The 23500-nt window shown below is 57.8% G+C and carries 20 protein-coding genes; 9 read left to right on the plus strand and 11 right to left on the minus strand.

Translation table 11 applies throughout. The features are described 5' to 3' along the window. Positions 1-284: 284 nt before the first annotated feature. Positions 285-953 carry a DUF1236 domain-containing protein gene (locus IOD40_RS05830; RefSeq protein ID WP_198475228.1) on the plus strand — a complete coding sequence of 223 codons (669 nt, stop codon included), beginning with the start codon at positions 285-287 and terminating at the stop codon, positions 951-953. 421 nt (positions 954-1374) lie between these two features. Here the strand turns inward: IOD40_RS05830 and IOD40_RS05835 are convergent, their stop codons facing one another. From IOD40_RS05835 to IOD40_RS05860, 6 genes are all read right to left on the minus strand, one after another. After that, the gene (locus tag IOD40_RS05835; protein WP_198475231.1) at positions 1375-1596 is read right to left on the minus strand and encodes a hypothetical protein; all 222 of its coding nucleotides are present in this window, start codon (positions 1594-1596) and stop codon (positions 1375-1377) included. Between the two features lie 769 nt (positions 1597-2365). Then, the gene (locus IOD40_RS05840; RefSeq protein ID WP_198475233.1) at positions 2366-2815 is read right to left on the minus strand and encodes a pyridoxamine 5'-phosphate oxidase family protein; all 450 of its coding nucleotides are present in this window, start codon (positions 2813-2815) and stop codon (positions 2366-2368) included. A 131-nt stretch (positions 2816-2946) separates the two neighbouring features. Next, positions 2947-3399, minus strand: coding sequence for a MucR family transcriptional regulator (locus tag IOD40_RS05845; protein WP_198475235.1), 453 nt, complete (start codon positions 3397-3399; stop codon positions 2947-2949). 901 nt (positions 3400-4300) lie between these two features. Continuing rightward, positions 4301-5107 carry a SapC family protein gene (locus IOD40_RS05850; RefSeq protein ID WP_198475237.1) on the minus strand — a complete coding sequence of 269 codons (807 nt, stop codon included), beginning with the start codon at positions 5105-5107 and terminating at the stop codon, positions 4301-4303. 94 nt (positions 5108-5201) lie between these two features. Then, positions 5202-6983: an autotransporter outer membrane beta-barrel domain-containing protein gene (locus IOD40_RS05855; protein ID WP_198475240.1), complete on the minus strand. Its 1782-nt coding sequence runs from the start codon at positions 6981-6983 to the stop codon at positions 5202-5204. A 241-nt stretch (positions 6984-7224) separates the two neighbouring features. After that, positions 7225-7494, minus strand: coding sequence for a helix-turn-helix domain-containing protein (locus tag IOD40_RS05860; RefSeq protein WP_198475241.1), 270 nt, complete (start codon positions 7492-7494; stop codon positions 7225-7227). 349 nt (positions 7495-7843) lie between these two features. Here IOD40_RS05860 and IOD40_RS19845 point away from each other — a divergent pair, with 349 nt between their 5' ends. Next, a complete protein-coding gene (locus IOD40_RS19845) occupies positions 7844-7993 on the plus strand; it encodes a hypothetical protein (RefSeq protein ID WP_210336801.1) in 150 nt (49 codons plus the stop codon). A 254-nt stretch (positions 7994-8247) separates the two neighbouring features. On the opposite strand, the gene IOD40_RS05865 is transcribed toward IOD40_RS19845, so the two are convergent. Next, positions 8248-9549 carry an NCS2 family permease gene (locus IOD40_RS05865; protein ID WP_198475243.1) on the minus strand — a complete coding sequence of 434 codons (1302 nt, stop codon included), beginning with the start codon at positions 9547-9549 and terminating at the stop codon, positions 8248-8250. Positions 9550-9694: 145 nt separating this feature from the next. Continuing rightward, complete coding sequence (locus IOD40_RS05870; protein ID WP_198475245.1) at positions 9695-11263, minus strand: VOC family protein; 1569 nt, start codon at positions 11261-11263, stop codon at positions 9695-9697. Between the two features lie 173 nt (positions 11264-11436). On the opposite strand from IOD40_RS05870, the gene galE reads away from it, so the two are divergent. The 4 genes from galE (at position 11437) to IOD40_RS05890 (ending at position 16467) form a co-directional block, all read left to right on the plus strand. Further along, positions 11437-12483 (plus strand): UDP-glucose 4-epimerase GalE, encoded by a 1047-nt coding sequence (gene galE, locus IOD40_RS05875; protein WP_198475247.1) that lies wholly within the window; start codon positions 11437-11439, stop codon positions 12481-12483. A gap of 63 nt (positions 12484-12546) precedes the next feature. Then, positions 12547-13017: a MarR family winged helix-turn-helix transcriptional regulator gene (locus IOD40_RS05880; protein ID WP_198475249.1), complete on the plus strand. Its 471-nt coding sequence runs from the start codon at positions 12547-12549 to the stop codon at positions 13015-13017. After that, complete coding sequence (locus IOD40_RS05885) at positions 13014-14276, plus strand: multidrug effflux MFS transporter (RefSeq protein WP_198475251.1); 1263 nt, start codon at positions 13014-13016, stop codon at positions 14274-14276. Before IOD40_RS05880 ends, IOD40_RS05885 begins: the two co-directional genes overlap by 4 nt. Before the next feature lie 295 nt (positions 14277-14571). Continuing rightward, complete coding sequence (locus IOD40_RS05890; RefSeq protein ID WP_325099673.1) at positions 14572-16467, plus strand: polysaccharide biosynthesis protein; 1896 nt, start codon at positions 14572-14574, stop codon at positions 16465-16467. Here the strand turns inward: IOD40_RS05890 and IOD40_RS05895 are convergent. Further along, positions 16464-17594, minus strand: coding sequence for a DUF2793 domain-containing protein (locus tag IOD40_RS05895; protein WP_198475253.1), 1131 nt, complete (start codon positions 17592-17594; stop codon positions 16464-16466). The genes IOD40_RS05890 and IOD40_RS05895 overlap by 4 nt on opposite strands. Positions 17595-17910: 316 nt before the next feature. Between IOD40_RS05895 and IOD40_RS05900 the strand changes: the two genes are divergently transcribed. Then, positions 17911-19560 carry a thiamine pyrophosphate-binding protein gene (locus IOD40_RS05900; RefSeq protein ID WP_233713852.1) on the plus strand — a complete coding sequence of 550 codons (1650 nt, stop codon included), beginning with the start codon at positions 17911-17913 and terminating at the stop codon, positions 19558-19560. 118 nt (positions 19561-19678) lie between these two features. Further along, a complete protein-coding gene (locus IOD40_RS05905; RefSeq protein WP_198475255.1) occupies positions 19679-19855 on the plus strand; it encodes a hypothetical protein in 177 nt (58 codons plus the stop codon). A gap of 64 nt (positions 19856-19919) precedes the next feature. Here IOD40_RS05905 and IOD40_RS05910 read toward each other — a convergent pair whose 3' ends face one another. Beyond that, positions 19920-20846 (minus strand): manganese catalase family protein, encoded by a 927-nt coding sequence (locus tag IOD40_RS05910; protein ID WP_198475257.1) that lies wholly within the window; start codon positions 20844-20846, stop codon positions 19920-19922. A 351-nt stretch (positions 20847-21197) separates the two neighbouring features. Between IOD40_RS05910 and IOD40_RS05915 the strand changes: the two genes are divergently transcribed. After that, entirely contained in the window at positions 21198-22388 is a 1191-nt protein-coding gene (locus tag IOD40_RS05915; RefSeq protein WP_198475259.1) for an aminotransferase-like domain-containing protein, read from the plus strand. Positions 22389-22475: 87 nt separating this feature from the next. On the opposite strand, the gene IOD40_RS05920 is transcribed toward IOD40_RS05915, so the two are convergent. Continuing rightward, entirely contained in the window at positions 22476-23453 is a 978-nt protein-coding gene (locus tag IOD40_RS05920) for a LysR substrate-binding domain-containing protein (RefSeq protein WP_198475261.1), read from the minus strand. Positions 23454-23500 lie beyond the last annotated feature (47 nt).

The following is a 23500-nucleotide window of genomic DNA, read 5'->3' on the forward strand; positions in this document are numbered from 1 at the left end:
TATGACGGATACAGCCATTCATCTTCTGCCGAGAAGATTTCGGCATGTCTAGCACTCTCTGCAGGAGCGCCCGGTCGGCGCGGCATGGACCGCATGTTCCGGAGCCATTCGGGGCACTATCGATCTGCGGCACGGCGTCACCGCATGCTGCAATTCCTGCCGCACTATAAGGAGCTCGATCTCGCCCACGTTCTTCGGCACAGATATAGGCTGCCCCATCTCAGCGTGAGTCGGGAACAATCTCATTGGATTGAGGTTCCGCAACTGCAACGGAGACCTTGATCATGAAGAAGATTATCTCAGTCACTGTATTTGTGCTTGGCCTCACCATGCCCGCCTTTGCGCAAACCACGGTCACCGCTACAACGGACTTGAACGTTCGAACCGGCCCAGGTCCCCAATATCCAGTAACGGGGGTCATCCCGTCGGGGGAATCTGCGCAGCTCCACGGCTGTATTGAAGGAAGCAAATGGTGCTCGGTTGCCACTCAAGCAGGCGACGGTTGGGCCTATTCTGAATATTTGTCGGGCGATTTCGGCGGCGACGTAGTGATCCTTAGCGAACGGCCTGCCGAAGCTCAGATTGCTGTCGTTCCTGCTCCAGAGGCGCCCAGCGGTGGCGAAACCGGTGCCGTGGTTGGTGGAGTGGCCGGTGCAGTAACAGGCGCACTGATTGGCGGTCCCGTAGGAGCTGCAATTGGCGGTGCCACCGGCGCGGTGGCAGGGGGAACGACCGGGAATCTGGTAGACCCGCCCGAGCGTGTTCGCGAGTATGTGACCAGCAACCAAATTGATCCCGTGTATCTCGAAGGTGAGGTGGTTGTAGGTGCTGGTCTTCCTGAGACGGTGACGTTGCAGGAAATCCCGGATTATGAGTACCGGTATGTTTATGTGAACGGTCAGCCAGTCCTGGTCGATTCTGCATCGCGTAGGATCGTTTATGTGGTCCGGTAATACAACGCTGCGATCCTAAATCTGGGCGTGCTGAGCTGCTATCAAGCGTGTAAAAGAAGGTCGGGGTCCTCCCGGCCTTTTTTCGTGCGTTGCGACCAATTGTTTGAGTAAATCGCGTCCGGATCAAAGGACCAAACCAGCTGCCTCCTGCAGGGGCGAAGGAAAAGGTTCCGCTGGCGCGTGGAGAGGGCAGAAAGCCCCGCCGAGCTTGGGGAGGCGACGGGGCTTTCAGGCTGCCGTTGAAAAGAGACGCCCGGGTGGACTGGATGGACGCCGGTGCGTCATCAACCTAAGCGCCGACCCCAAGAATTGTTCCACCTTCCACGATCTATAATTGTCGCAACCAACCCGCTGAAGAACCAAATCGTCATATTGTGGGGGGCGTTGAAGCGCCCTGTGATGCGAGAGCGGAATTTACCGCTCAGAGATCGTCAGCATTCTTGTCAAATTCGACCGCCAATCCCATGCGCGTAGCGCCGGCAACGATTGCTTCAACCAGATGTCGATCTGAGGTCTCAGGTGAGGGGTGGCTTTTCCTCACTTTGTCAACAATCACTGAGACCGGTATCGCGGCGGCGTGGTTGCGCTTGAGCGCATCGTGGATGGCCGCCCGCAAGGCAGGTGACATGACTCTGCGTGTCATGGCTCTCTCCTTCAGCCGGAAGTCCCAACGATACGGATGTCCTATCAGTTGCACAAGCCGCCATGGCTCAACAAATCTCGTGCGTCCAGCTTCAGACGGATGAGGTGGCCAAGAGCTCTTTGGACGATGCGGCTTCGCGGGGGTACGGAATATTGAAGGGATGCCGCGTCTTGCCGAAGTCCTGCAAAAGCAGCCGTTGATAGAAGGAAGGGCCCGATGCCCCCCTCGGCTTCGGACCCTTCGGTTCACTCAGGCCCTGGAGAGGTTAATTGAATGAACGGTTGTTGATAACATATTGTTAAATAGTTTTTCAAGGGCGTACGGTCTGACCTAAGGCTCGCTGCTTGGTGTTCGATATTGTTGTCTATGGCTCCCTCACAACCAGGGCGGATACCTTCGTGGAGGTCACCCCTCTGCCGATTAGCTGCCGATCACGAACCGCCGTGAAGGGAGCGTTCCATTCCCGCTGTGCTCGATTAACACAATGTGAGTTTCACCGATCCATACACCGCGTATTCGCGGCTGCTGCATTTCGAGCTTCTTCCAGGGTGCGGAACGGGCCGTGCTTCAGTTTATCCCCGTGGAAAAGGCCGAAGCGTCCGTCAATGACAAGGATGTCCCATCCGTGCAGGCCGATTTCTACAATTGGTCGTCGCTCGTTTCCCATGTGCTTGCTCCATTTCTGGTGCTGTACATGCTTAAATGGGCTGGTAAGAGATTGGGCCAGCCGCCTTGCGGGCACCTCAGGATCTGGCTCCAGAGCTGCTACTTATACGTCGATCGCCTGTCGGCCGGTCATGGTCTTGATGATGATGCGGTAGAATAGGTGCGAGGAAATCTCGGCAGGCGGCGGCACGATCGGCTTGAGACTGCCAGGCTCCCACCAGTTCGGGTGTTGACTGAGAAGCGACCAGGCCCGCTCCCGCTCGTGTTTGAAGCCAATCTTTTCAGGCAGCTCCTCATAGGTCCCATAGACCACCACGCTCTTCCACTCCCGTCCATGGGTGAATTCGTCAACCTGAACGCAGACCTTGGGGTTGGAGCGCATCCAGTCGATCTTCTGGCCCAGCATCGAGAGGCTGTATAAATAGACGCCAGAGTAGGAGAAGGTGATTGGCACGACGTAGGGCTGGTCATCCTGGGTGCAAGCCAGGCGCCCCAGCCTGTTGTTCGCAAGAAGCGCTTGGACCTGCGCTGTATCCAGTTCCGTGACGATCATTTCATCGGCCTCGCCGTGACCAGGAAGATCATGAGGGACTGAATCGAAGTCGTCAATCGACGGTCGGACGAGGTAACTTTTGGCGTTACCAAGTCCTCAACGGCCACCAACTAACTCGGGACTGTGCTTCTTCAGGCTTTACGTTTTTTGGGAGAGTCTTTCGATCTGGATTTTGGCGTATGGCCAAGACCATGTTCAAGCGCCAATTGTGTGCGCCTTTCTGAATAGGTCGGCGCAACCATCGGGTAATCGATCGGCAAATTCCACTTTGTGCGGTACTCTTCGGGCGTCATCCCGTGATGTGTCATGAGGTGACGCTTCAAGGATTTGAATTTCTTGCCATCTTCAAGGCAGATCAGAAAGTCTTGATGTACGGACTTCTTCGGGCTGACCGCTGGCTCCTGCAGTGCACAATCAATTTCCTGCACGCTGTTATTGCTTTGAGTCAGCGCCGAACGGACATTCAGAATAAATTTTCCGATAGAATCATGCGGTATTGTGTTGGCCGATACATAAGCGGAGACAATTTCTGCCGTCAGTATCATCGACAGGCTCTCTTCTTCTCTATCTTTCTCTGAGCCCATTATTTATCCCTTCGGCAACTTAAGATTCTCTCCAAGAAGCTTACAGTAAAAAATATAAGTTCATTCTGCAACGGTGTCTGTGTGTCGCGTTGTAATACTTTTTGCTCTTATCAGGGCGCAGCGTTTTTCGTCTTCGGATTAGCAGGCGTCGAGATTGTTGATGACGAGCAGGGCGCTATTCTTCCGACTGCGCTAAACGCGTCCCGGGTGGGGTTGAGCGTCGATACGATGACTGGGAGAGGGGAGGCTCCAGGAGCCGAAGACCTAGCCTACGGGTGCGGGAGGTATCTGCTTGATCGGTGCCGTCTGGAGGGTCAGTTCGCACCTTCGACCCACGACTTCGTCCGGTATCGGTCACGCGCAGCAGGGATGCCTCAGCATGGGGTGCCCAACCTCTATGGAACAAATTGGGAATCGACGTTGGGTAACCTCCCGAAAAAGGCAATAAAAACAATGTTTCAGGCGCTCCCTCCGGGCCCATCAATTCTATTGTGTCGCTGCGTTGGGGGGGGGCTGGTGAGTGGTTAGATCCCCGCCGGGGGGACATGAAACTGCAGGAACAAAACGGGCGCTGCCAGCGCCCGTTTCAGTTGCGTGAGTGACACGCCTGTTTGAAATCATTCGGCTTCTAGCTGCCTTCCAAGCTGAATACGCGGGTTCGATTCCCGCTACCCGCTTCAAATTTCCAGCAAAAAACAGTATAAAAATCAACGACTTGCTCGAAGGCGAGTGTCGTTGGCGGTGTTTGTGAAGGATCGGGCGCACGGCTTGGGGCGCAGATAGGGCGCAGCACTGGTAGCTGTGGAATCGCGCAGCTGTGGCGCGCTTGTGGTTCGCGTTCTGGAAATGACGCTTTTTATGAAGCGGACGGCCGCAGATATGACAATCAGGGAGCGATGCCTCAGTTGTTGAAAATGCGGCTCCAGTCGATGGTTCCGTTATCGCCGCCATTGGGCTGGAACAGGCGCTGGTGTTCCGCATTGGCGGCATCCTGCCGTTTCTGGATCTCTCCATGGACCTGCTCCAGCTGGGCCAGAACGCCGATATTGGCGGAGGAGAGAAGCTGGGCATACGCTACCTGGAGACCACCAACCTTGCGCAAGGCCAAGAACGCTTGATCGTCCAAGCCGTTCAATGACTGCTCGTTAACCCGCAGCAAGCCGGTCACATCCCGTTCCTTATCGCCATCCTTGATCTTGATCGGCCAAGGCTCGAGAACACCGGCTTGAGATAGCGCTGTTGCAGCTTGGGAGAGCGCTTCCTGGCCCTTGGTCGTCTGGACGAGGAGCTGCATCACCTGCTGGACGGTTTCGGTGGGGGTTGCGTCGTCGTTGAACAGAGCTTCGCCTTGGTCGCGCTCCACCAGAAGACCGCTTGTTGTGTCGATGCAGAGGGCGAAATTGTTGTCACCTGACCGGGCGAGCTTGAACGGATAGCCACGGAACACGGCTGGTACATAGGCACCAAGCCAGCGCCCGTCGGGGGCGATGAAGAGGTTTTGCTCTGGGAGAAGGCCGCACACGGCGACAAGGGATACAGCCTCACCCACCTGCATGAACGCCAACGGCATCGAAAGAGCAGCTTTGGAAATTTCCGGTGCAGCAAGCTGCGCGACCGGTATTCCCCGGGCGAACTGGTAACCGGTAAAGCGCTTCCACGCCTTCTCGCCATGCGCGTCGTGGTGGATCAGCTCGAATGTGCCGCTCATGAAAACCCCGGTTGTTGATGCCTCAAGAGGCAAGTTCGATCAGAAAGAAACGGGGGACCCGAAGGCCCCCGTAAATGTACAATCCGAGGATTGATTAGGCGAAGATGACAGCGTCGGCAGTGACAGCCGTCTGGCTAATGCCGGTCAACTGGATAACGGTGTCGACGGTGGCGGTGTCGATGAACACGTAAGCATCACCACCGAAGTCGAACTTGAATGCGTCGCCGCCTGCGAGGTCAGCGTGGTTCGAAATCTCAGACAAGACCTGAACCAGCGTCGCGTCTGCGTTGTTGTTCACAAAATTCTGAACAACGGTGTTGACTGCGTTCTGAGTAAACCATGCCTTAGCAATGCTGCCGGCCAGATTAAGAACGTCATCACCATTACCGAAGTCGGTGATGGAGACAAGGTTGGCTTGCAGGAGGGCCTCTGCTGCAGCATCGGTTGCGCTAGTCGCGTCGATGCTCGCGTTGCCGCCCGTGAACGCGAAGATGTCGCCACCTGCACCACCGGTGATAGCAACGGTTGTTGCATCAGCCAATGCAGTTTCTACGTTCAGCCCAAGCTTTACGGTATCATTTCCGGCGCCCAGATCAAGCGTAGCAGCCTTTTCTTTCAGGCTTGTCTGCTTGAGCTGAATGTAGTCTGCGCCGGAGCCAAACGATGCGGTCTTCAATGCGGCAAGTGCATTGGCGTCGCCGGGGCCAGTACCGGAAGCATCCAGCCAGATGCCTGCAGTCGAGTCTGACGCGTTAAGTGTGACGAGCTTGTCGGGAACCGCACCCGCGCCTGCCGGGGTGCTGTTGGTGTCGTAGACCGACAGGTTAACGTTTTCGCCTTCAAGTGCGAGGTCGAGCGTCTTTACGCTGCCGTCGAGGTGTAGCGTCAGGCCGGTCTTGTAGCCAGCGGCTGGCGCGCCAGTGCCTGTTGCTGTGCCCTTGGCAACACTGCCTTCAACCGACACGGTCGCAACCTTGCTGGTGCCGGCCGATGTGAACGTGAAGTGTGAGCTTTCTACAACCTTATCCAGTGCAACGTTGATTTCAGTTGCGCCGGCTGCTGCTTCTACAGTCGCACCGGATGTACCCTTGAAACCAGCCGTCTGACCGTTCTTAAGGCCGCTGATATTGCCAGCATTACCGGACTGCCAGATTGCCTTAGCACCCTCGAAGCCGCTGACGTCGACAGTGTTAGCAGTGGAATCATTGAGAACGTTAACCGTCTGGAAGTTCTTGACGGTCGCGCCGAGAGGAACTTCCACATTTTCCTTAGCGATGATGTTGAGGGTATTTTCGCCGCCGCCGCCGTCAATTGCGTCGAACGAGTTCAGCGTTGATTTCCCGCTTTCAAGGATCGCGTTGGCAACATCATTGAGTGCGGAACCAGTCCAATTGTCGATGCCAGTCGTGAGATTGAAGGTCTCACCCTTGTTTGCACCGTTGTCGACAACAGGAGCACCCTTACGGTTTTCGAACTGGCCGTGCATCACGAAGTGAGCATAGGCAGCTTCGGGTGTTTCGATACCAGCTTCGCCAAGGTCAGAGTTGGCGGCGAGATAGGCCTCGGCGTCGAAGCCGTCACCCAGCTTCGGGAAGGAAGCGTTCGGAGCGCGGCCTTCGTTAACGCCGTGGGTGAGATAGTGCACGAACGGGTTCACGCCAGCGTTGAGGACGTCCTCATTGGCAGCAAGGTACTCGCTGGTGTTGAAGATGGCGTTCGGGTTGTAGCCCTCTTTCCAGCCGTGGTTGTCGCAGTGCTGTGCGGCATAGGCAGGCCAGGTAAGGCCGGTGCCGCCCTCAGCTCCCGAATTCACAAATGCGGTCAGAACGTCCGGGCGGGCGTTCATGTAGTAAGCAGCATCAAATTGCATCGACATAAGTCTCTCTCCGTAGTCGTGGTCTCTTGACGTCAAGCGCAGTGGCTGTTGTGAAACCCATTCACTGGCCACCACGGTTTCACTGAACTGCATGCAAAGTCAGTGAAATTCTTCGGGGTTCGATCTGCATAATTGCTTTCGAACCATGTAAACTTCTCAATTTCAGTGCAGGTTGCTGGGAAGTTTTCAGTAAAGCGATGCTTGTTCAGTCATCGCCAAAGATCATCCTGTAGGCGACAGGCTAGTATCCTTCGAGCATCTTCATCGCGAAGACGCGCGGATGGATGTTGAGAGTATTCGCCCAGAGCTCCCATCGCTCCGGAATGATCCGGCCCTGTCCATGCTCGATCTGGGAGATGTAGGTGAAGTAGAGGGAGCCCACCTTTTCTGCGAGTTCCCGCTGAGTGAGGCCAGCTGCTTCGCGCTGTTGGCTAAGCCAGCGGCCCACCTCGGCACGATTTTCTGTGCGGACGACGTCGCGCAAATCGGCACTTGTCCTTCCCCTCGCCATTACTTCCTCCAGCCCGTCCTATACCTGACGGCGTTAGAAGAAACACAGAATCTACTTAGAGTCCACTAAGAAAACTACCAGATTGGCGGGCTATATATGAGTGTTGTAGTTGCGTGCGCTAGAATTCGTAACCATGAGGCAATCGGCTGAAAAGAAAATCCCGACACACAGTTCTTTTTGTAGCGCATCCAGTGCCGAAATTTATACTTTTCGTTAGGAAATAGTGATTTGGAACTACAGCAATTGCTGGAGGCAATTTGGAAAAAAAAGCTGAGAAAAGCTTGGTAGTCCATGGTGTCGGGTATTTCAGATGTATGGAAAATGCTGTAGTCGGCGGCGAAGGGAAAAAATGTCGCTGCGCTTCACGCGAAGCCTGGAAAAGCAGGTGGCTCTACTTGAGCGCTTGCTTAAGGAGGAAAGTAAAACTACAGCGAATGCTGTACAGGATTTTCCGCTTTTGACCGGAATTTTGGACCCGGCGCTCGCGCTCAGGCGTTAACGATCACCAAATTTTACAGTCCGACAGAGTCGTGAGGCGCTCAGATCGGTCGGCGATTCCAGAACTGCACATAGAGGCGGGATTGGTTTTCGAGGCGAAGCAGGGCGGATTTCGCCTCGCGTCCGGACGTGCCGGAGTGCGCAGGGGAGGCGCAAAAGAGGCGCTGCGCGGTCTTCGTTGCGACGTGTACCGGGCAGCAAAAAGCCCCCGGCACGTGGTGTCGGGGGCTTTTTCAGGTTGAGGCTGTCTGGCTGTTATTCGCTCAGGAAGGCGAAGCGGATGATGAAGAGGGCCGCTACCAGCCAGGTTGCCGCGTGGACTTCGCGGGCGCGGCCGCTGACGGTCTTGAGGACCGCGTAGCTGATGAAGCCGATCGCAAGGCCGTTGGCGATGGAGTAGGTGAACGGCATGATGATTGCCGTCAGCACCGCCGGGGCGGTCTCGGTGACGTCAGCCCAGTCGATATCGACCAGCTCGCGCGCCATCAGCACCGCGACGTAGAGCAGTGCAGGAGCGGTTGCATAGGCAGGGACCGAGCCGGCAAGTGGCGCAAAGAACAGCGCCAGGAGGAAGAGCGCGCCAACGACCAGCGCGGTCAGGCCCGTGCGGCCGCCTGCCTGAACACCCGATGCACTCTCGACATAGGCGGTGGTCGATGAGGTTCCGAGCATTGAGCCGCCGGTGATGGCGATGCTGTCCGCCATCAGGGCCTTGCCGAGGCGCTTGTTCTCGTGGGTCGGTCCGTCGGCCAGAAGACCCGCGCGCTTGGCAACGCCGATCAGCGTTCCGGTGGCGTCGAAGACTTCGACGAGCACGAAGACCAGCACGACCTGCAGCAGGCCGAGGCCGATCGCGCCCATGATGTCGAGCTGCATGAAGGTCGGCATCAGGCTTGGCGGTGCGGACACGAGGCCGCCAAAGCTGTTGACGCCGAGGATCATCGAGATGACCGTGATCGCCAGGATGCCGATCAGGATCGCGCCGCGAATCTTCAGTGCATCAAGGCCGGCAATGATGAAGAAGCCGAGGATCGCAAGCAGGGTCGGTGTCTGGGTCAGATCGCCGAGGCCGACGAGGGTCGCCGGGTTGTCAACGACGATGCCCGAGCCCTGAAGCGCGATGATGCCGAGGAAAAGGCCGATACCGGCAGCAATCGCGCTGCGCATCGAGGTCGGGATGCCTTCGATCAGCCAGCGGCGGACGCCGGTGACGGTCAGGATCAGGAAGATGATGCCCGAGATGAAGACGGCGCCGAGTGCCTGCTGCCAGGTAAAGCCCATAGCGCCGACGACAGTGAAGGCGAAGAAGGCGTTGAGGCCCATGCCGGGGGCCATCGCGACCGGCCAGTTGGCCATCAGCGCCATGATCAGGCTGCCAATCGCTGCGGCAAGGCAGGTGGCGACGAAAACCGCACCGTGATCCATCCCCGTGGTCGCGAGGATCTGCGGGTTAACGAAGATGATGTAGGCCATCGTCAGGAAGGTCGTCAAACCTGCGACGATTTCGGTGCGCACGGTCGTGCCGTGAGCCTTCAGGTCAAAGAACTTTTCCAGCATGCCGTATCCCCCGGGTTTGCTGTACCCTTGTGTCATTCAGGCGCATCGCCCGATCTATACCATTGCACGGACACAACAGTTCTCTAACGGGCCAAATGACGGCGAGTGGATAATCCACAACTTCAAGCTTGAAATTGTGCCACGACTACCTAACAGCAAAAGGGGAGGGGGGGCTGTACTGCTGGTGCCAGGCTTTCGCCGCCGCGGTATCAGCTTCCGTGAGGCTGTGGCCGCCCTCCAGTTGATGCTGCTCGAGCGCGGCACCACGTTCCCGCAGCCAGTTGGCGAGGGCTGGCGCGTTGCGGGCGAATGGGTCATCGATCCCGTCGAGCAGCAAGACCTGTGCGCCGGAAAGATCGACATCTGGCAAGCTGTCCAGAACAGGGATTGCGCGAAGCAGGATGGCTCGACGGATCAGGTCTGGATACAGCGCCATCACCGCTGCGGCGAAATTTGCCCCGTTCGAAAGTCCTATAAAAGTGATCCGCTCCGGGTCGAGCCGGTAGCCTGAAACCGCGCCCTGGATGAACGCGTTGAACGCCTCCGCCTCCGAATGGATGTCGTTCTGGTCAAAGCTGTTCAGCGTAAAGCGCCTGAACCACCTGGCAGAACCTTCTTCGGTCGCGCGGCCACGAACACCAAGGATCGACGCGTGCGGCGACACGCGATGCGCAAAGGGCATCAGATCCGCCTCATTGCCACCAGATCCGTGCAAGACGATGATGGTGTCATCATTGGGTTCATCGGGCGTGTAGAAACGATGGACGAAGGGCAGGTCGCGCCGGGGCGGACGGGGCTCGCCCGGTCTGCCAAATTGAGGAAGCATGACCTTTATGTCGGCGGCTCTACCGGTTTCATAAGGGGGAACGAGGAGGGTTTCACCGAGGTGATCCGCGTCTTCGTCCACGGTGAATCCGGGACCATCAGTGGCGAGTTCAATGAGCGTCCCGCCTGGCTCCCGCACATAAAGTGAGGAAAAATACTTGCGGTCGTGGAAGTTCGTTGGTGAAGAATTGAGGCTGGCCAACGATGCTTCAACCTGCCGGACGGCGTCTTCGTCGGCGGCGCGAAATGCGATGTGATCAGCCGTGCCGGTTCCGGGAATGCCGGGCACATAGCCAGTCACGTCGCGCACATCCACGACGTCTGTATCCGACATGAGGCGCATGATGGAGCCATCGGTTGCTAACGGACGATATCCGAAGCGCGAAATGAAGGCCGCCGTTTCATCGCCGCTGTCCGTCAGGAGGGTCACCGCCCGGATCCTGCGGATCGCGGTTGTTTCGTCTCCCCAAGGTGCAGGCGCAGGCTGGTCAGAGCCGACGAGTTTTACGATAAATCCGTCGGGGTCCTTGAGGCGCAGAACGGGCTCGCCAAATTCTCGGGAGGGGCGCTCCATAGGGACGCCGGCAGTCAGCGCCCGCGTCATCCACTCGCCGATTGAATCTTGCGGAACAGCGAAAGCGATCTCTGAGACCTGCCCGGTCCCGACACGCCCGGGAGCTCCATCTTGCCAGACGAAGAAGGTGACAACCGTGCCCGGCGATCCCAGCCTGTCACCATAAAACAGATGCAACTGAAGGCTGTCTTCGTAGCCGCCCGTCTGCTTCACAAGGCGTAGTCCGAGAAACCCTGCGTAAAAATCGACATTTGCCTGAACGTTACGGGTGATCAGGGTGACATGATGGATGCCGCTCTGGGCGCTTGTGGTCATTTCGCAGGCTCCTCAGCGACATTCTTCCTGAACAGAATTGATCGCATTTTAATGGCGATAAAATCCAGCCGTTTACTGTCTCCAAAGGTAGTCGTCACAGCTTTCGAGCTTGATAACTCATTCGCCCGTAGCGTCGTCGGCAATTAAAAGAGGCGGACCAGGGTCAGGCAACAATGACGGTTCTCGTTACCGGCGGGGCGGGGTATATCGGCAGTCACATGGTCTGGGCGCTGCTCGACGCTGGCGAGCGCGTAGTCGTACTTGATAGGCTAACGACGGGTTTCGAGTGGGCAGTAGCTCCTCAGGCCAAGCTGATCGTCGGCGACGTCGGTGATCCAAATCTCGTGGAAGCTGTCATCGAGCAGTACGAGATCGAGGCCGTTTTCCATTTCGCCGGTTCAGTCGTCGTGCCTGAATCCGTCAGCGATCCCCTTGGCTACTATCACAACAACACATCCAACACGCGGACACTGATCGAAGCGGCTGTTCGCCAGGGTGTGCGGCATCTCATCTTTTCCTCTACCGCTGCTGTTTACGGCGCGACGGGCAGTGAGCCTGTCAGTGAGGACGCACCGTTGCGGCCTGAAACCCCCTACGGCATGTCGAAACTGATGAGCGAAATGATGCTGCGGGACGCGGCGGCGGCTCATGGCTTTACCTACACCTGCCTGAGATATTTCAACGTATCGGGAGCAGATCCGCTCGGCCGCACCGGTCAGTCCACGCAAGGCGCGACGCATCTTCTAAAGGTTGCGTGCGAGGCTGCGTTGGGAAAGCGGGCTTCCATCTCGGTCTTCGGTACCGACTATCCGACCCGAGATGGCACGTGCATCCGCGACTTCATGCATGTTACAGACCTTGTAGATGCTCACCTCCTTGCTCTGGCGAGGTTGCGGAGCGGTGGGGTTAGCCTGACCGTAAATTGTGGATATGGCCGAGGCTTTTCTGTCCTTGAGCTGATCGACTCCGTCCGGCGCATCTCGGGGATGGACTTCAAGGTCGAGCTTTGCGAGCCCCGGTCGGGTGACATGCCGTCTGTGATTGCTGATCCGACGCGAGCCCATGAGGAGCTCGGCTGGAAACCGGTACACGACAATCTCGACAAGATCGTCGCGGACGCCCTTTCCTGGGAAGCGGCACTCGCTCGGCGCGATCTCCGCGAAACGCTTAAGCGAAGCCGGGAAAGAGACAGCATTGCTGGTCGTCTCAGTGCTTCTTAACCGCAGAAGTTGACGCTGGCGCGGCACAGACATAAGTAAGCCATATAATAAGGTCTGCTTACGATGTTGACGAAGCCTGATCCCGACGCGCTCGGGTTCCTCTTAACTGACGTTTCTCGCCTGCTGCGGGCTGAACTTGAGCGCCGAATTGTTGCTGTCGGCATCGACCTGACGCCGGCCGAAGCGCGTACGCTGCTGCATGCAGCCCATGCGGGGGCAACACGTCAGTCCTTGATTGCCGAGCGGATGGGCGTCGAAGCGATGACGCTCTCATCTTACCTTGATCGCCTCGAGGCACGTGCGCTGATCAGACGTGAACCTGATCCGAATGACCGTCGCGCCAAGATCGTGCAGCTGACAGAAGATGCTGAACCGGTGCTGGCTGAGATCATGCGAATAACAAGCGAAATGCGCAATGACATTACCGAGCAGTTTCCGGCGCCAGAATTGCAGATCTTTCGTCAGGGCTTGAAGCGCCTTCAGAGGACCCTCACGGACATGCGTCCGGAGTGCCGGAAGGGGAACTCCGCATGAATATCCAGTCCCCCAAGCTGCCGGCACCATTGATGAGCGAGCGGCGCGTCAGTCTCATTTGCGCGTTGATCGTCGTGCTGGGGCCCTCATCCCTCGTGCTTTTCACCCCTGCGATGCCGGAACTTGCAACCGTGTTTGGGGTGTCGGAGTCGGCCGTCAAGATGACGCTGATCTCCTACTTTGTCGGCTTTGCGATGACGCAGCTTGTCTGTGGTCCCGTCTCGGACGGGCTTGGGCGCAAGCCGGTTATCCTGTTCTTTGTCATCATTTATGCACTGGGTTCCTGCGCCTCCTTGTTCGCGCCGACTATGGAATGGCTCATTGCAGCCAGGTTCTTGCAGGGCATAGGCGCGTCCGCCGGAATCGCGATATCGCGGGCGATCGTTCGAGACATGTTCACCGGCGAGTCGTCAGCGCGCATCATGAACACGATCGGCATGATCATGGGTGTTGCGCCGGCGCTGGCCCCGACCTTTGGCGGCATCATCCTGGAGTTGTTCGGCTGGCAGGCGGTGTTTTTCGTGATGCTGGTCCTCGGAATTATCGTCGCCGTGTCGGTGAAGATTTTTCTGGTAGAAACCGTGACACGGGATCTGTCGCGCATCCGTCCCAAATCGTTGTTCCGCTCCTACAATTCCCTGCTGCGGCATGCGTATTTCATGTCATCGTCCATGGTGCTCGCAGGCAGCATGGGGGCCTTCTTTACGATGACGACGATCTTGCCGTTCGTGCTGATGAATAGAGTCGGCCTCTCGCCCACCGAGTTTGGTATCGGCATGCTGGCGCATTCGCTGAGTTTTTTCACCGGTACGATCGTTGTGCGCTACGCGCTGAAGAAGTTCAGCGCCGCTTCGCTCGTGCCTGTGGGGCTCGTCTCGGTGTCAATTGGCTGCATCATGCTTGCGGTTGGGCTACTTTTTGCGGAGCCAACCTACATTTCAGTAATGGCACCTGTCGGGTTTTACGTGTTCGGCGCGGCATTCATTATGCCAGCAATGTCGACGGCGTCACTTGCAGGTTTCCCTCACATGGCGGGAGCAGCCAGCGCATTGGCTGGCTTCCTGCAGATCGGCGGCGGTCTGGCGGGCGGGGTCATGGCGGTTCTGGTCGGTGACCCGGTAGTGGCTCTTGCCACGGTCGTGCCTGGCATGGGGTTGGTGTCGGCGGTCAGTTGGCTGATTTGGCGGCGTCTCCCGGAGCCGGTATTTGCCAAGGTTCTTCCGATGGACGAGACCCCGGCACCGCCGCCGGGGGCGTGAAGAACCCCAGTTTCTGGTTTACATAGCGAGCGGGCTAAGGCATGGCTAAGCCATGTTTTTGCCAAGCTCGTTGGCTTGAACGTGCGCCTTTGCGGCCCGATCTTGGGAGCGCAGACCGCGCTCCGCTGCTTAGGTGCATGAATTGTGAAATTTATTTGCTGCCGCAGTACAATCGGGGCCTGATCGTCGACAGGTATCTGACGGCGGATAAATCGAATCCACTTGAGGGACAGGAAGACAACTGGCCGTGAAGCCGTTCTTAAGAGCATTTAGATCACGTCCCATCTTCCGTGATGTGGCCAGTCTGGCGTTCGATCTCGGTGTGGCGGTGTTCTCGATCTACGCCGCGTTCCTCACGGCCTATGGCTATCCGCGCATCCTGTACGTGCCGGCGCAGACCGAGAAGATGCTAGGCTTCGCCATCGCGGCGTTCGCGGCCTTCATGATCTTCAAGCCCTATCGTGGTTCATGGCGCTATGTATCGATCCCGGACCTGATCACGATTGCCAAGGCTGCTCTGCTGGCGGTCGTGATCTTCACAGTCGGATCGTTCCTCCTCACACGCGGCGAGCACCTGCCACGGTCCGTCCCGATTCTCACCTTCATCTATATTGTCGCACTGTTCTGCAGTTCGCGGCTGATTTATCGCCTGCTGGTTGAGGGGTCGTTTCAGCTTCCGGGCATCTTGTCCCCGAGATCAGCAAGCCAGCGGATTGTCATCCTCTGCGGTTATACGGACAAGGCCGAGAACTTCTTGAGAGCTGCCAAGCTGGGCGGAAACTTCGCGGTGCCCGGTATCCTGGACGACACCGAACGCGCTTTCGGACGTACGATGCGCGGCGTTCCGGTTTTGGGAAAGCTCGACAACCTTCCTGATGTGCTCGCGCGGATCAATCGGCCCGGCGTTGAGGTCCGGGAACTGGTTGTGACGGAGGAAAATCCGTCGCGTCAGCGTTTGTCGCAAATCCTGGAGATCGCGAACGACAATGGTCTGAAGGTTTCGCTTCTGCCCGACGTGATGGCCGTGTCTGAGGTTACCAGTAACTTCCTCCTCGATCCCAAGCCGATCGAGATTGAGGATCTTCTGGAGCGGCCTGAAGTCAAAGCGGATCTCGAGCAGGTCGCTGAACTCATCAGAGACCGTGTGGTCATGGTGACCGGAGCAGGCGGTTCCATCGGATCTGAGCTTAGCCGGCAGATAGCTGCGATCGGACCCAGCATGCTGGCGGTGACCGACAGCTCAGAGTTCATGCTCTATACACTTGAGTCCGAACTCAAGCACAAATGCGTGGGCGAAAAGCTCGTTGCGCGAATTCTCGACGTCCGGGATCAGCCGCGCGTTATCCAGTTGATCCGGGACCTCAAGCCCGATGTGATCTTCCACGCAGCGGCATTGAAGCATGTGCCGATGATGGAGGAGAACCCGCTCGAAGCCATCAAGACAAATGTGCTCGGTACCCGCAATGTGGCAGATGCTGCGCTGGCACAAGGCGTCGAGACATTCGTGATGATCTCGACTGACAAGGTCGTGAACCCGACCAGCATCATGGGTGCCACCAAGCGTGCGGCGGAGGCTTATTGTCAGGCGCTGGATATTCAATCGACCACGACCCGCTTTCGCACCGTGCGTTTCGGCAATGTGCTCGGCTCCAACGGTTCTGTTGTCCCGCGTTTTCGCGAGCAGATTGCAGCGGGCGGCCCGGTAACGGTGACGCATCCTGAAATCGTCAGGTTCTTCATGACGATCCCCGAGGCGGTGCGCCTTGTTCTCCACGCGTCGGCGCACGCCATGGTAACGGGTAACGGTCGCGGGAAGATCATGGTTCTGGACATGGGGAATCCAGTCCGGATTGCCGACCTCGCCGAACGGATGATCCGCCTCGCAGGCTTCAGGCCGCGGGTCGATATCGATATCGTCTACACGGGACTGCGCCCGGGTGAAAAACTCTACGAAGAGCTATTCGATGCCTCCGAACTTCCGGATGAGCGCACGGAAGAAGGCTACGTCATCGCTTCGCCGCGCGTCATTGATCGGGAGTTGCTCGATCGGACACTGACCGAGATCAGCGTTTGTAGCGAACACGAGGACGCGACGGGCGCCCTCGAGCTGCTTTGGCACATTGTTCCGGAATATAACGACGGTCCGCGGCAGCAAACGACCGCGCCATCCGAGAACCTGGCTCAAGTCTAGAACCATCTTCCAAAAGCAAGCAGGGTAGCCGGACGTTCGGCAACCGGAGCCGATCCCGGCTGCATATGGTACCAGACGCCAGCGGACTCACTGGTCGCGGCGGCCTGCACGGAATGTGAGACTGCTCCTGCGCTTGCCTGCATCGCTATTTCATCGGTGCTTCCAGCAGCAAACGCTGCAGGGAAGGTCCAGTTCTGCGGGTCCGAGCGATAGCCACCGCCAAATGCGGTGTCGATTGATATATGTGCGGCCGCGCGGTGGTGGCAAATTTGGGTTCCGTCGGCGAACCTGATGCAGGCGCCATTGCCGTTGGATATCCGCTCAATAATCGATCCGGTTGGGACCCCGCCGATCTGAGCCACCTCGCCGACGACAGGTCGCATAATTGCTTCGTCCGCTTCATTGAACAGGACGAAGTTTCCGGGCGCTCCAGACATTGGGCTCAGCGCATTGAGTGCCGGTGTGCTCGGAAAGCTAACGCGCCCGCTATCATTCGATACGCGCAACGCTTCGACCCACGTATCCCCATCGGCGGAAACGCTGCAGGTAAGATCATTATCCCCCACCAGGCCAAGTTCTGCCCTGCCGGCCCAGTTGGACTGCATCAGCAGTGAGAGTACGTTACCCGCGCTCTCCTTGTTCATGGTGTAGCGCAGGTCCCCGTCGCCCCCTTCGGATGCGGCCAGTGCGGACCAAAGCGCCTTGTTCAGCTTCGCCGCGAATGGGTTCTCAGCGTCCGGCGACGTGCCGATCCCCAGCGCCTTCAGGTTACGGAGTTCCCGAAATGTGTGTTCCACTTCCGTCCACTGGAAGCCGTCGAACACTGACAGGACGTCTTCGTCGGCAATCCATGCCAGCCACCCGGTTGTGGGAGTGAACCGACGCCACCCGCCATCGAGGCTAAGGGTGATGGAATGATCCCACCCAGACCAGTCGCCTGTTGCGCCCGCCGCGACCAGATACCGGTCCCCGTCGCCTGTTGCTTCCGGAGGGGTCTCGAACTGGCGAGACTTGACCGAGAGCTGGACCATCGCGTCCAGCAATACGAGCGCCTCATTATGTGTCACATGCTTTTGTGCTTGCGACGGCATGATGAAGGGGAGGGAGAGATTTCTTGTTTCTTCCATGGTCCGCTGTTCCTGTTGATTGAGACAAGCCTAGAACGGGTGCGAGGGTGGTGGATAAGTATTGCATGTGCCTGCCTCAGCCGTCGGACAGGAGATGGCCGCCGTGATGAGAGCGAACAGATGCGGATCGCTTTCATGCGCTTTCCATCGCGTGGTTATCCAACGCGTATAGTCAGTCACTGCAATTAAACGGAGCGGATGTCTGTCGAGGGGTGCAGATCCAGACAAGGATAACTCGTTTGCCGATTGGCAGGGGCTCGGATAAGCGGTTGTTGCGCTCAATGCGAGCGCAAGAAATTGCATGCGGAGGGGACAAATGCAGGTAGGCCAGAACGAGAAAATGACGGTGTTCGCCGCATTGGCTCGAGCGCTTGGAGATCTTGGCGTAGACACGATGTTCGGTCTGATCGGAGACGCGAACCTCTTCTTCGCAGACGCTTTCGTCCGCGAACAAGGCGGAAGATATGTGTCAGCCACACATGAAAACAGCGCGGTCTTGATGGCGCTAGGCTATGCGCAGGTTACCGGCAAAGTGGGAGTGGCCACTGTCACGCACGGGCCAGGCCTGACGAATACCATAACCGCTCTGGTCGAAGGCGTGAAAGGCACCACGCCAATGGTGCTTATCGCAGGCGACACTGCCATCATCGATAAAGACAACTTCCAGAACGTGCCGCAGCGCGAGCACGTGCATGCTACCGGTGCTGGCTTTGAGCAGCTGCGTGCCCCGGAAACCTTCGCCGAGGATCTGTCTACAGCCTTCCGCAGAGCGGAACTTGAAAGAAGGCCGATTGTCTTCAACATGCCTTCGGACTTCCAGTGGCAGGAGGTGGCTTACAGCCGTCCAACTGTGAGGCTTTCAGAACATCGCGGCGTCGTGCCTGAGAGCGAAGATCTCGACAACGCAGTGGGCATCATCGCTTCTTCGCGCGCGCCGATCATACTGGCCGGACGTGGTGCGGGTGATAAGCGCTCCAAAGAAGCTCTCATTCGTTTGGCCGAACGCATTGGCGCGCCGCTTGCCACCACCTTGAAGGCGAGGGGGCTGTTTAGCGGACATCCCTTTAATCTTGGGGTGTTCGGCACGCTCTCCACTGATGTTGCCGCTGAAACCATTGGCCAGGCGGATTGCATCATCGCTTTTGGGTCTGGCCTCAACAAATACACGGCCGGTCACGGCGCCTATCTTGAAGGCAAGCGCGTCATTCAGATCAACCTGGAGCGCAGCGAGGTTGGTCGCAGTCGCACGGTTGATGCCGGCGTGGTCGGAGATCCCGCGCTTACAGCGGAACGTTTTATCGAACTCCTCGATATGGCTGAGATTCCGGCATCAGCTTTTTGCAGCGATGATCTGCGCGAGAGGATCGCGGCAGACAAGATCCGTCCCTACCTGACGCGCGATCTAGCACCAGGGACTGTCGATATCCGCGCAGCACTTCTGCGCCTCGCGGAAGCAATTCCCGAAGATCGGGTTGTGGTGCAGGATGGCGGCCGGTTCATGGTGGAGGGCTGGAAGACGATCCACGCGCCAGATCCAAGATCATATGTCCATACGGTGAATTCTGCTTGCATCGGCCTTGGCATGGGCGAGGCGATCGGCGCTGCAGTTGCAGCCAAGGGACGCCCGACCGTGCTCATCGCAGGAGATGGTGGATTCATGATCGGCGGGCTGGTGGAGTTCGCTACAGCCGTTCGCGAAAAGCTGGACCTGATCGTCATCGTCTGTAACGACGACGGATATGGCGCGGAGTACATTCAGTTCAGACGCAAGGACATGGATCCTTCGCTCTCGCTGCTGAACTGGCCGGACCTGGCACCGGTTGCGACTGCTCTGGGCGGGCACGGGGTCACAGTACGTAGCGAGGAGGACCTTGATGCGGCGGTTGATGCGGTCGCATCGCGTCAGGGGCCACTCCTGATAGATCTCAAGCTCGACCCGGAAAGTCTTTCGGCGATCACGCTTTAGGTCAGCGAAGATATCAGACCGGGTGGCCTTGCCGCCCGGTCACGAATGTGAAGCAAAAGAGGTATGGAAACCTAGGAACCCATCAGCGCAGCCCGCGTTCGGATTGACGGAGTTGCACATGGCCCATTTCCACGCTGACAATCTGTCCCGCCTCGAAGACGTCGAAAGCCTTCTGCTTACCGCGCAGGCTATTGCTGCACGCCTCAGTGACGAGGAGTTGGATGAAGCAAAACGCTGTATCCGTCATGCGCTGGAAGAAGTGCGTAATGCCAAAAGTACACTGGCGCTCCGCTGACCTTGAATGATGTTGGCCGCGAAGCGCAGTCTGGCACTAGAGCGGATGGGTAAGGATCGAGTGCCTAGCGAGATTTCTTGTACAGTTTCTCAGCGATCTCGAACATTTCTTCGGGGGCATAGTCAGGGGTGAAGGCGCAAGGCTCTCCCACCAATTCATGGATCTTGCCGCCGTCGGGCATTCCTTCAACGACTTCCAGCTCGCCCGGTGGATCATCGGGGAGGGCCATCTCGCCGTTACCCCACACACCGGCGATCTCCCGGTAGTCCTCGGGGCTGAACGTGTAAAGACATCGGTGCGAGCCCTCTGCAAGGTACTTCTGACACTCTGGAATGTTGCCGAGCGGAATGTTCGGCGTGGGCAGCATCTTTTCAATCTCGACGCCGGTGATTTTCTTCAAGGCGAGAGCATATGCATGTGCATGGACTGAGCCCCGAACCAGAAGATAGCCGCAGACTTCCCGGCCTGTCGGATCAGTGAGGGACTCATAGACTCTCAGCTTGTGAAGGCGCGCGCCGCATTCCAGATGGAAATTATGAAGGAGGTCAAAGATGACGTTGCCGGTTGTGGTGACGAAATCCTTGTTCCAGCTCAAACCGTTGGAATCTACTGGCACGGCCCCGCCGCCATGGGAGAAGAAAGCCGCCGCAAGTCGCGCATCTTTCATCGTCTCGTAAGGCGCATCGGAGATATCGTCGGGACCGGCAACATCGCGGTCTGGCTCGTCAGGGCCGTTTGCAAGCATCGCTACGCCGTTGCTCACCAGTTCCACGTGACCCAGTTCCTCGGCCGTAATGGCGGCCACCAGGCTGTAAAATGGTTTCAACTTGCTTTTTGACCGGAAGTTGAAGCTTTGGAAAAGGTAGTTTCCGAGGGTGGACATCTCCCCGTATTTTCCCCCGAGAAGTTCCTGGAGGGCAGAAGCAGCATTCGGATCCTGTCGCATGGGTGGGGGAAGCTCGATCTGGAGCTTGTCGACACGCAAAAACATGAGGTGAAATCCTCTCTTTGACGCCCGCCACCCTTCCGTCCAACATCACTAAGCGACGATAGTTCCATCTCGACGAACCTGCGGACGACAAGCCGGAATTACTGGCGTTCGACGGTGGAGGAGATTTAATCGCGATGCCGCAGATTCTCGCTTGCTACGGCTGCGCAAGCGGATATCTTGGACAGCAGTACTGACCTATCCTGGCGAGATGCGCGGTTGGAAGTGCAGAATGCCGAACTTCCTTTCCTGCATAGATCGCGGCATGCATGCCAAGAGCGTAGGGCACACGAGAATTCATTCACCGGGACGTAGCCACAGCGGCTATTTCTTCGATCCGATCTGGACATTCAAATGACTGAAAAATTGGAAGAACTAAATATTTCTCGTCGTGCCTCGCGGATGCGGGCGTCCGAAATCCGCGAACTGCTCAAGTTGCTCGACCGGCCTGGCATGATTTCGTTTGCCGGTGGCATCCCGGATCCTGCACTCTTCAATCAGGCCGCGTATCGTGAAGCCTATGCCGAAGCGCTAAGCGACGATGGCAGGTCTCTGCAATATTCGACGACCGAGGGGCATCCGCAACTTCGTCGCTGGATTGCCGACTATATGCGCGAGCGCGGCGTCGCATGCGACGAGAGCCACATTCTGATCACGCACGGTTCACAGCAGGCTCTAGACCTCATCGGCAAGCTGCTGATTGATCCCGGCAGCGAGGTCATCACCTTGGCTCCAACCTACCTAGGTGCTCTGCAGTCCTTCTCTGCTTACGAGCCAGAATATTACCCGGTTCGTTTTCAGAATGGTGTTGCGGAGACCAACGTGACTTCCGCGCGGGTGCTGTATCTCGTGCCCGACTTCGCGAACCCGACCGGTGTGACGCTCTCGCTCGAGGATCGCAAGGCGGCGCTGGAGCTTGCGAGGCGGACCGACTCAGTGATCGTTGAAGATGCGGCCTACACGGAACTTCGTTTCGAAGGCGAGCGCGTGCCGCTGATCGCGGCGCTCGACATTGCGGAGGCCGGGTCGATCGATGAGTCACGAACACTCTTCTGTGGCACGTTCTCAAAGACGCTCGCGCCGGGACTGCGTGTCGGCTGGATCTGCGGACCGACAGCGCTGATCCAGAAGCTGACGCTAATCAAGCAGGCTTCTGACCTACATACCTCGACCATCAACCAGGATGTAACATACCGGGTCGCCAGCAAGCACTTCAACGAGACCGTGGAGAAGGCGCTAGTGGTCTACAAGTCGCGGCGGGAAGCAATGCTGCGGGCGCTCGATGCATATGCACCTGAGGGGATGAGCTGGTCGACGCCCTCTGGCGGCCTCTTCGTGTGGGTCACCTTGCCGGCGCAACTCGATGCGGCACGCATGCTCGAGATCGCCGTCGAACGCAACTTTGCATTCGTACCTGGTGGTGCCTTCTATCCGGATGGCTCGGGCAACAACCATTTGCGTCTGAGCTACTCACTCCTGCCGGACGACCTTATTGATCAGGGCATCAAGGGGCTTTGTGACCTGGTGCGTGAACAGCTCGCCTGAGGCTGCCGCAAGCAACCGTAATATATAATCGCTAACCGCGGAGCTGTGCTCCGCGGTAGCCGCTCAATTCCGCTTCCCGCGAGCAGCTTAATTGCTCGAGGAATTTTCGGGTCCAGGTTGAGCAGGAGCTGGCTCTGGCAGGGTGCTCAATTCAGGAACCGGTGAGGTCCCTGCCTCCTCAAACAGCCAGTTACGAACCGCTTCAGTGGCGTCGCTGAGGGGGCGGTTTTGTGGCTGGAGCAGGAAATAGCCCGACCTCGTGCGGATGCTGTTGGGTAGCGGTCTAACCAGCGTTCCCTGTGCCAAATGCCCGTCCACGAGATAGCGCCAGCCAAGCGCCACGCCCAGACTGTCAATCGCGGCCTGAACCGCCAATGCATAGGTGTTGAAGGTCAAGCTCGCAGCACCGGACGTTTCACGAAGATTGCTGGCGGCCAGCCAGCGCGCCCAATCCGTCCACTCCGTGTGGTGGCTGGCTACATTAATTAATGTGCAATCTAGAAGCGCTTCCAGGCGATGGAGACCCATCTGCTCAGCGTAGTCCGGAGCGCAGACCGGGAAAATCTCCTCGTCCAGAAGTCGCTCTGACGAGAACTTCTCCCATGTCCCTTCGCCACGCAGGATTATCAGATCGTGCTCACTCGTCAGTGCTTCGCGATCGAGGTCGGTCGACACCAGGCGGATGTCGATATCGGGGTGGTCGAGCCGCAGACGGGGAAGTCTGGGCATCAACCAGAGAGTGGCGATCGATTGAGTCGCGGCCAGCGACACGCGGGCTCGGCGGGCTCGATCATGCAGTCCCTCAACGCCTTTTTCCACTGCGTCCAGTGCTTCGGTAACGTATCGCAGGAAACTCTTTCCCTCCGGTGTCAGCTGTACCGAGCGGTGCCCTCGCTGGAACAACGACACGCCCAGATGTTCCTCGAGCAGCTTGATCTGTCTGCTGATCGCTGCCTGAGTCAGGTTGATTTGTTCGCCTGCCGCCGTGAACCCGCCAAGGCGCGCTGCGGCTTCAAATGCCACAAGATAATCCAGTGGCGGCAGTCTGCGTCGACGTCCTTGCATTAAATTTCCTTAGCCTCAGCCTCAGACAATGCAGCTTTACGTAACTG

This window comes from Aquamicrobium zhengzhouense (assembly GCF_016124105.1).
Taxonomy (GTDB): Bacteria; Pseudomonadota; Alphaproteobacteria; order Rhizobiales; family Rhizobiaceae; genus Aerobium; species Aerobium zhengzhouense.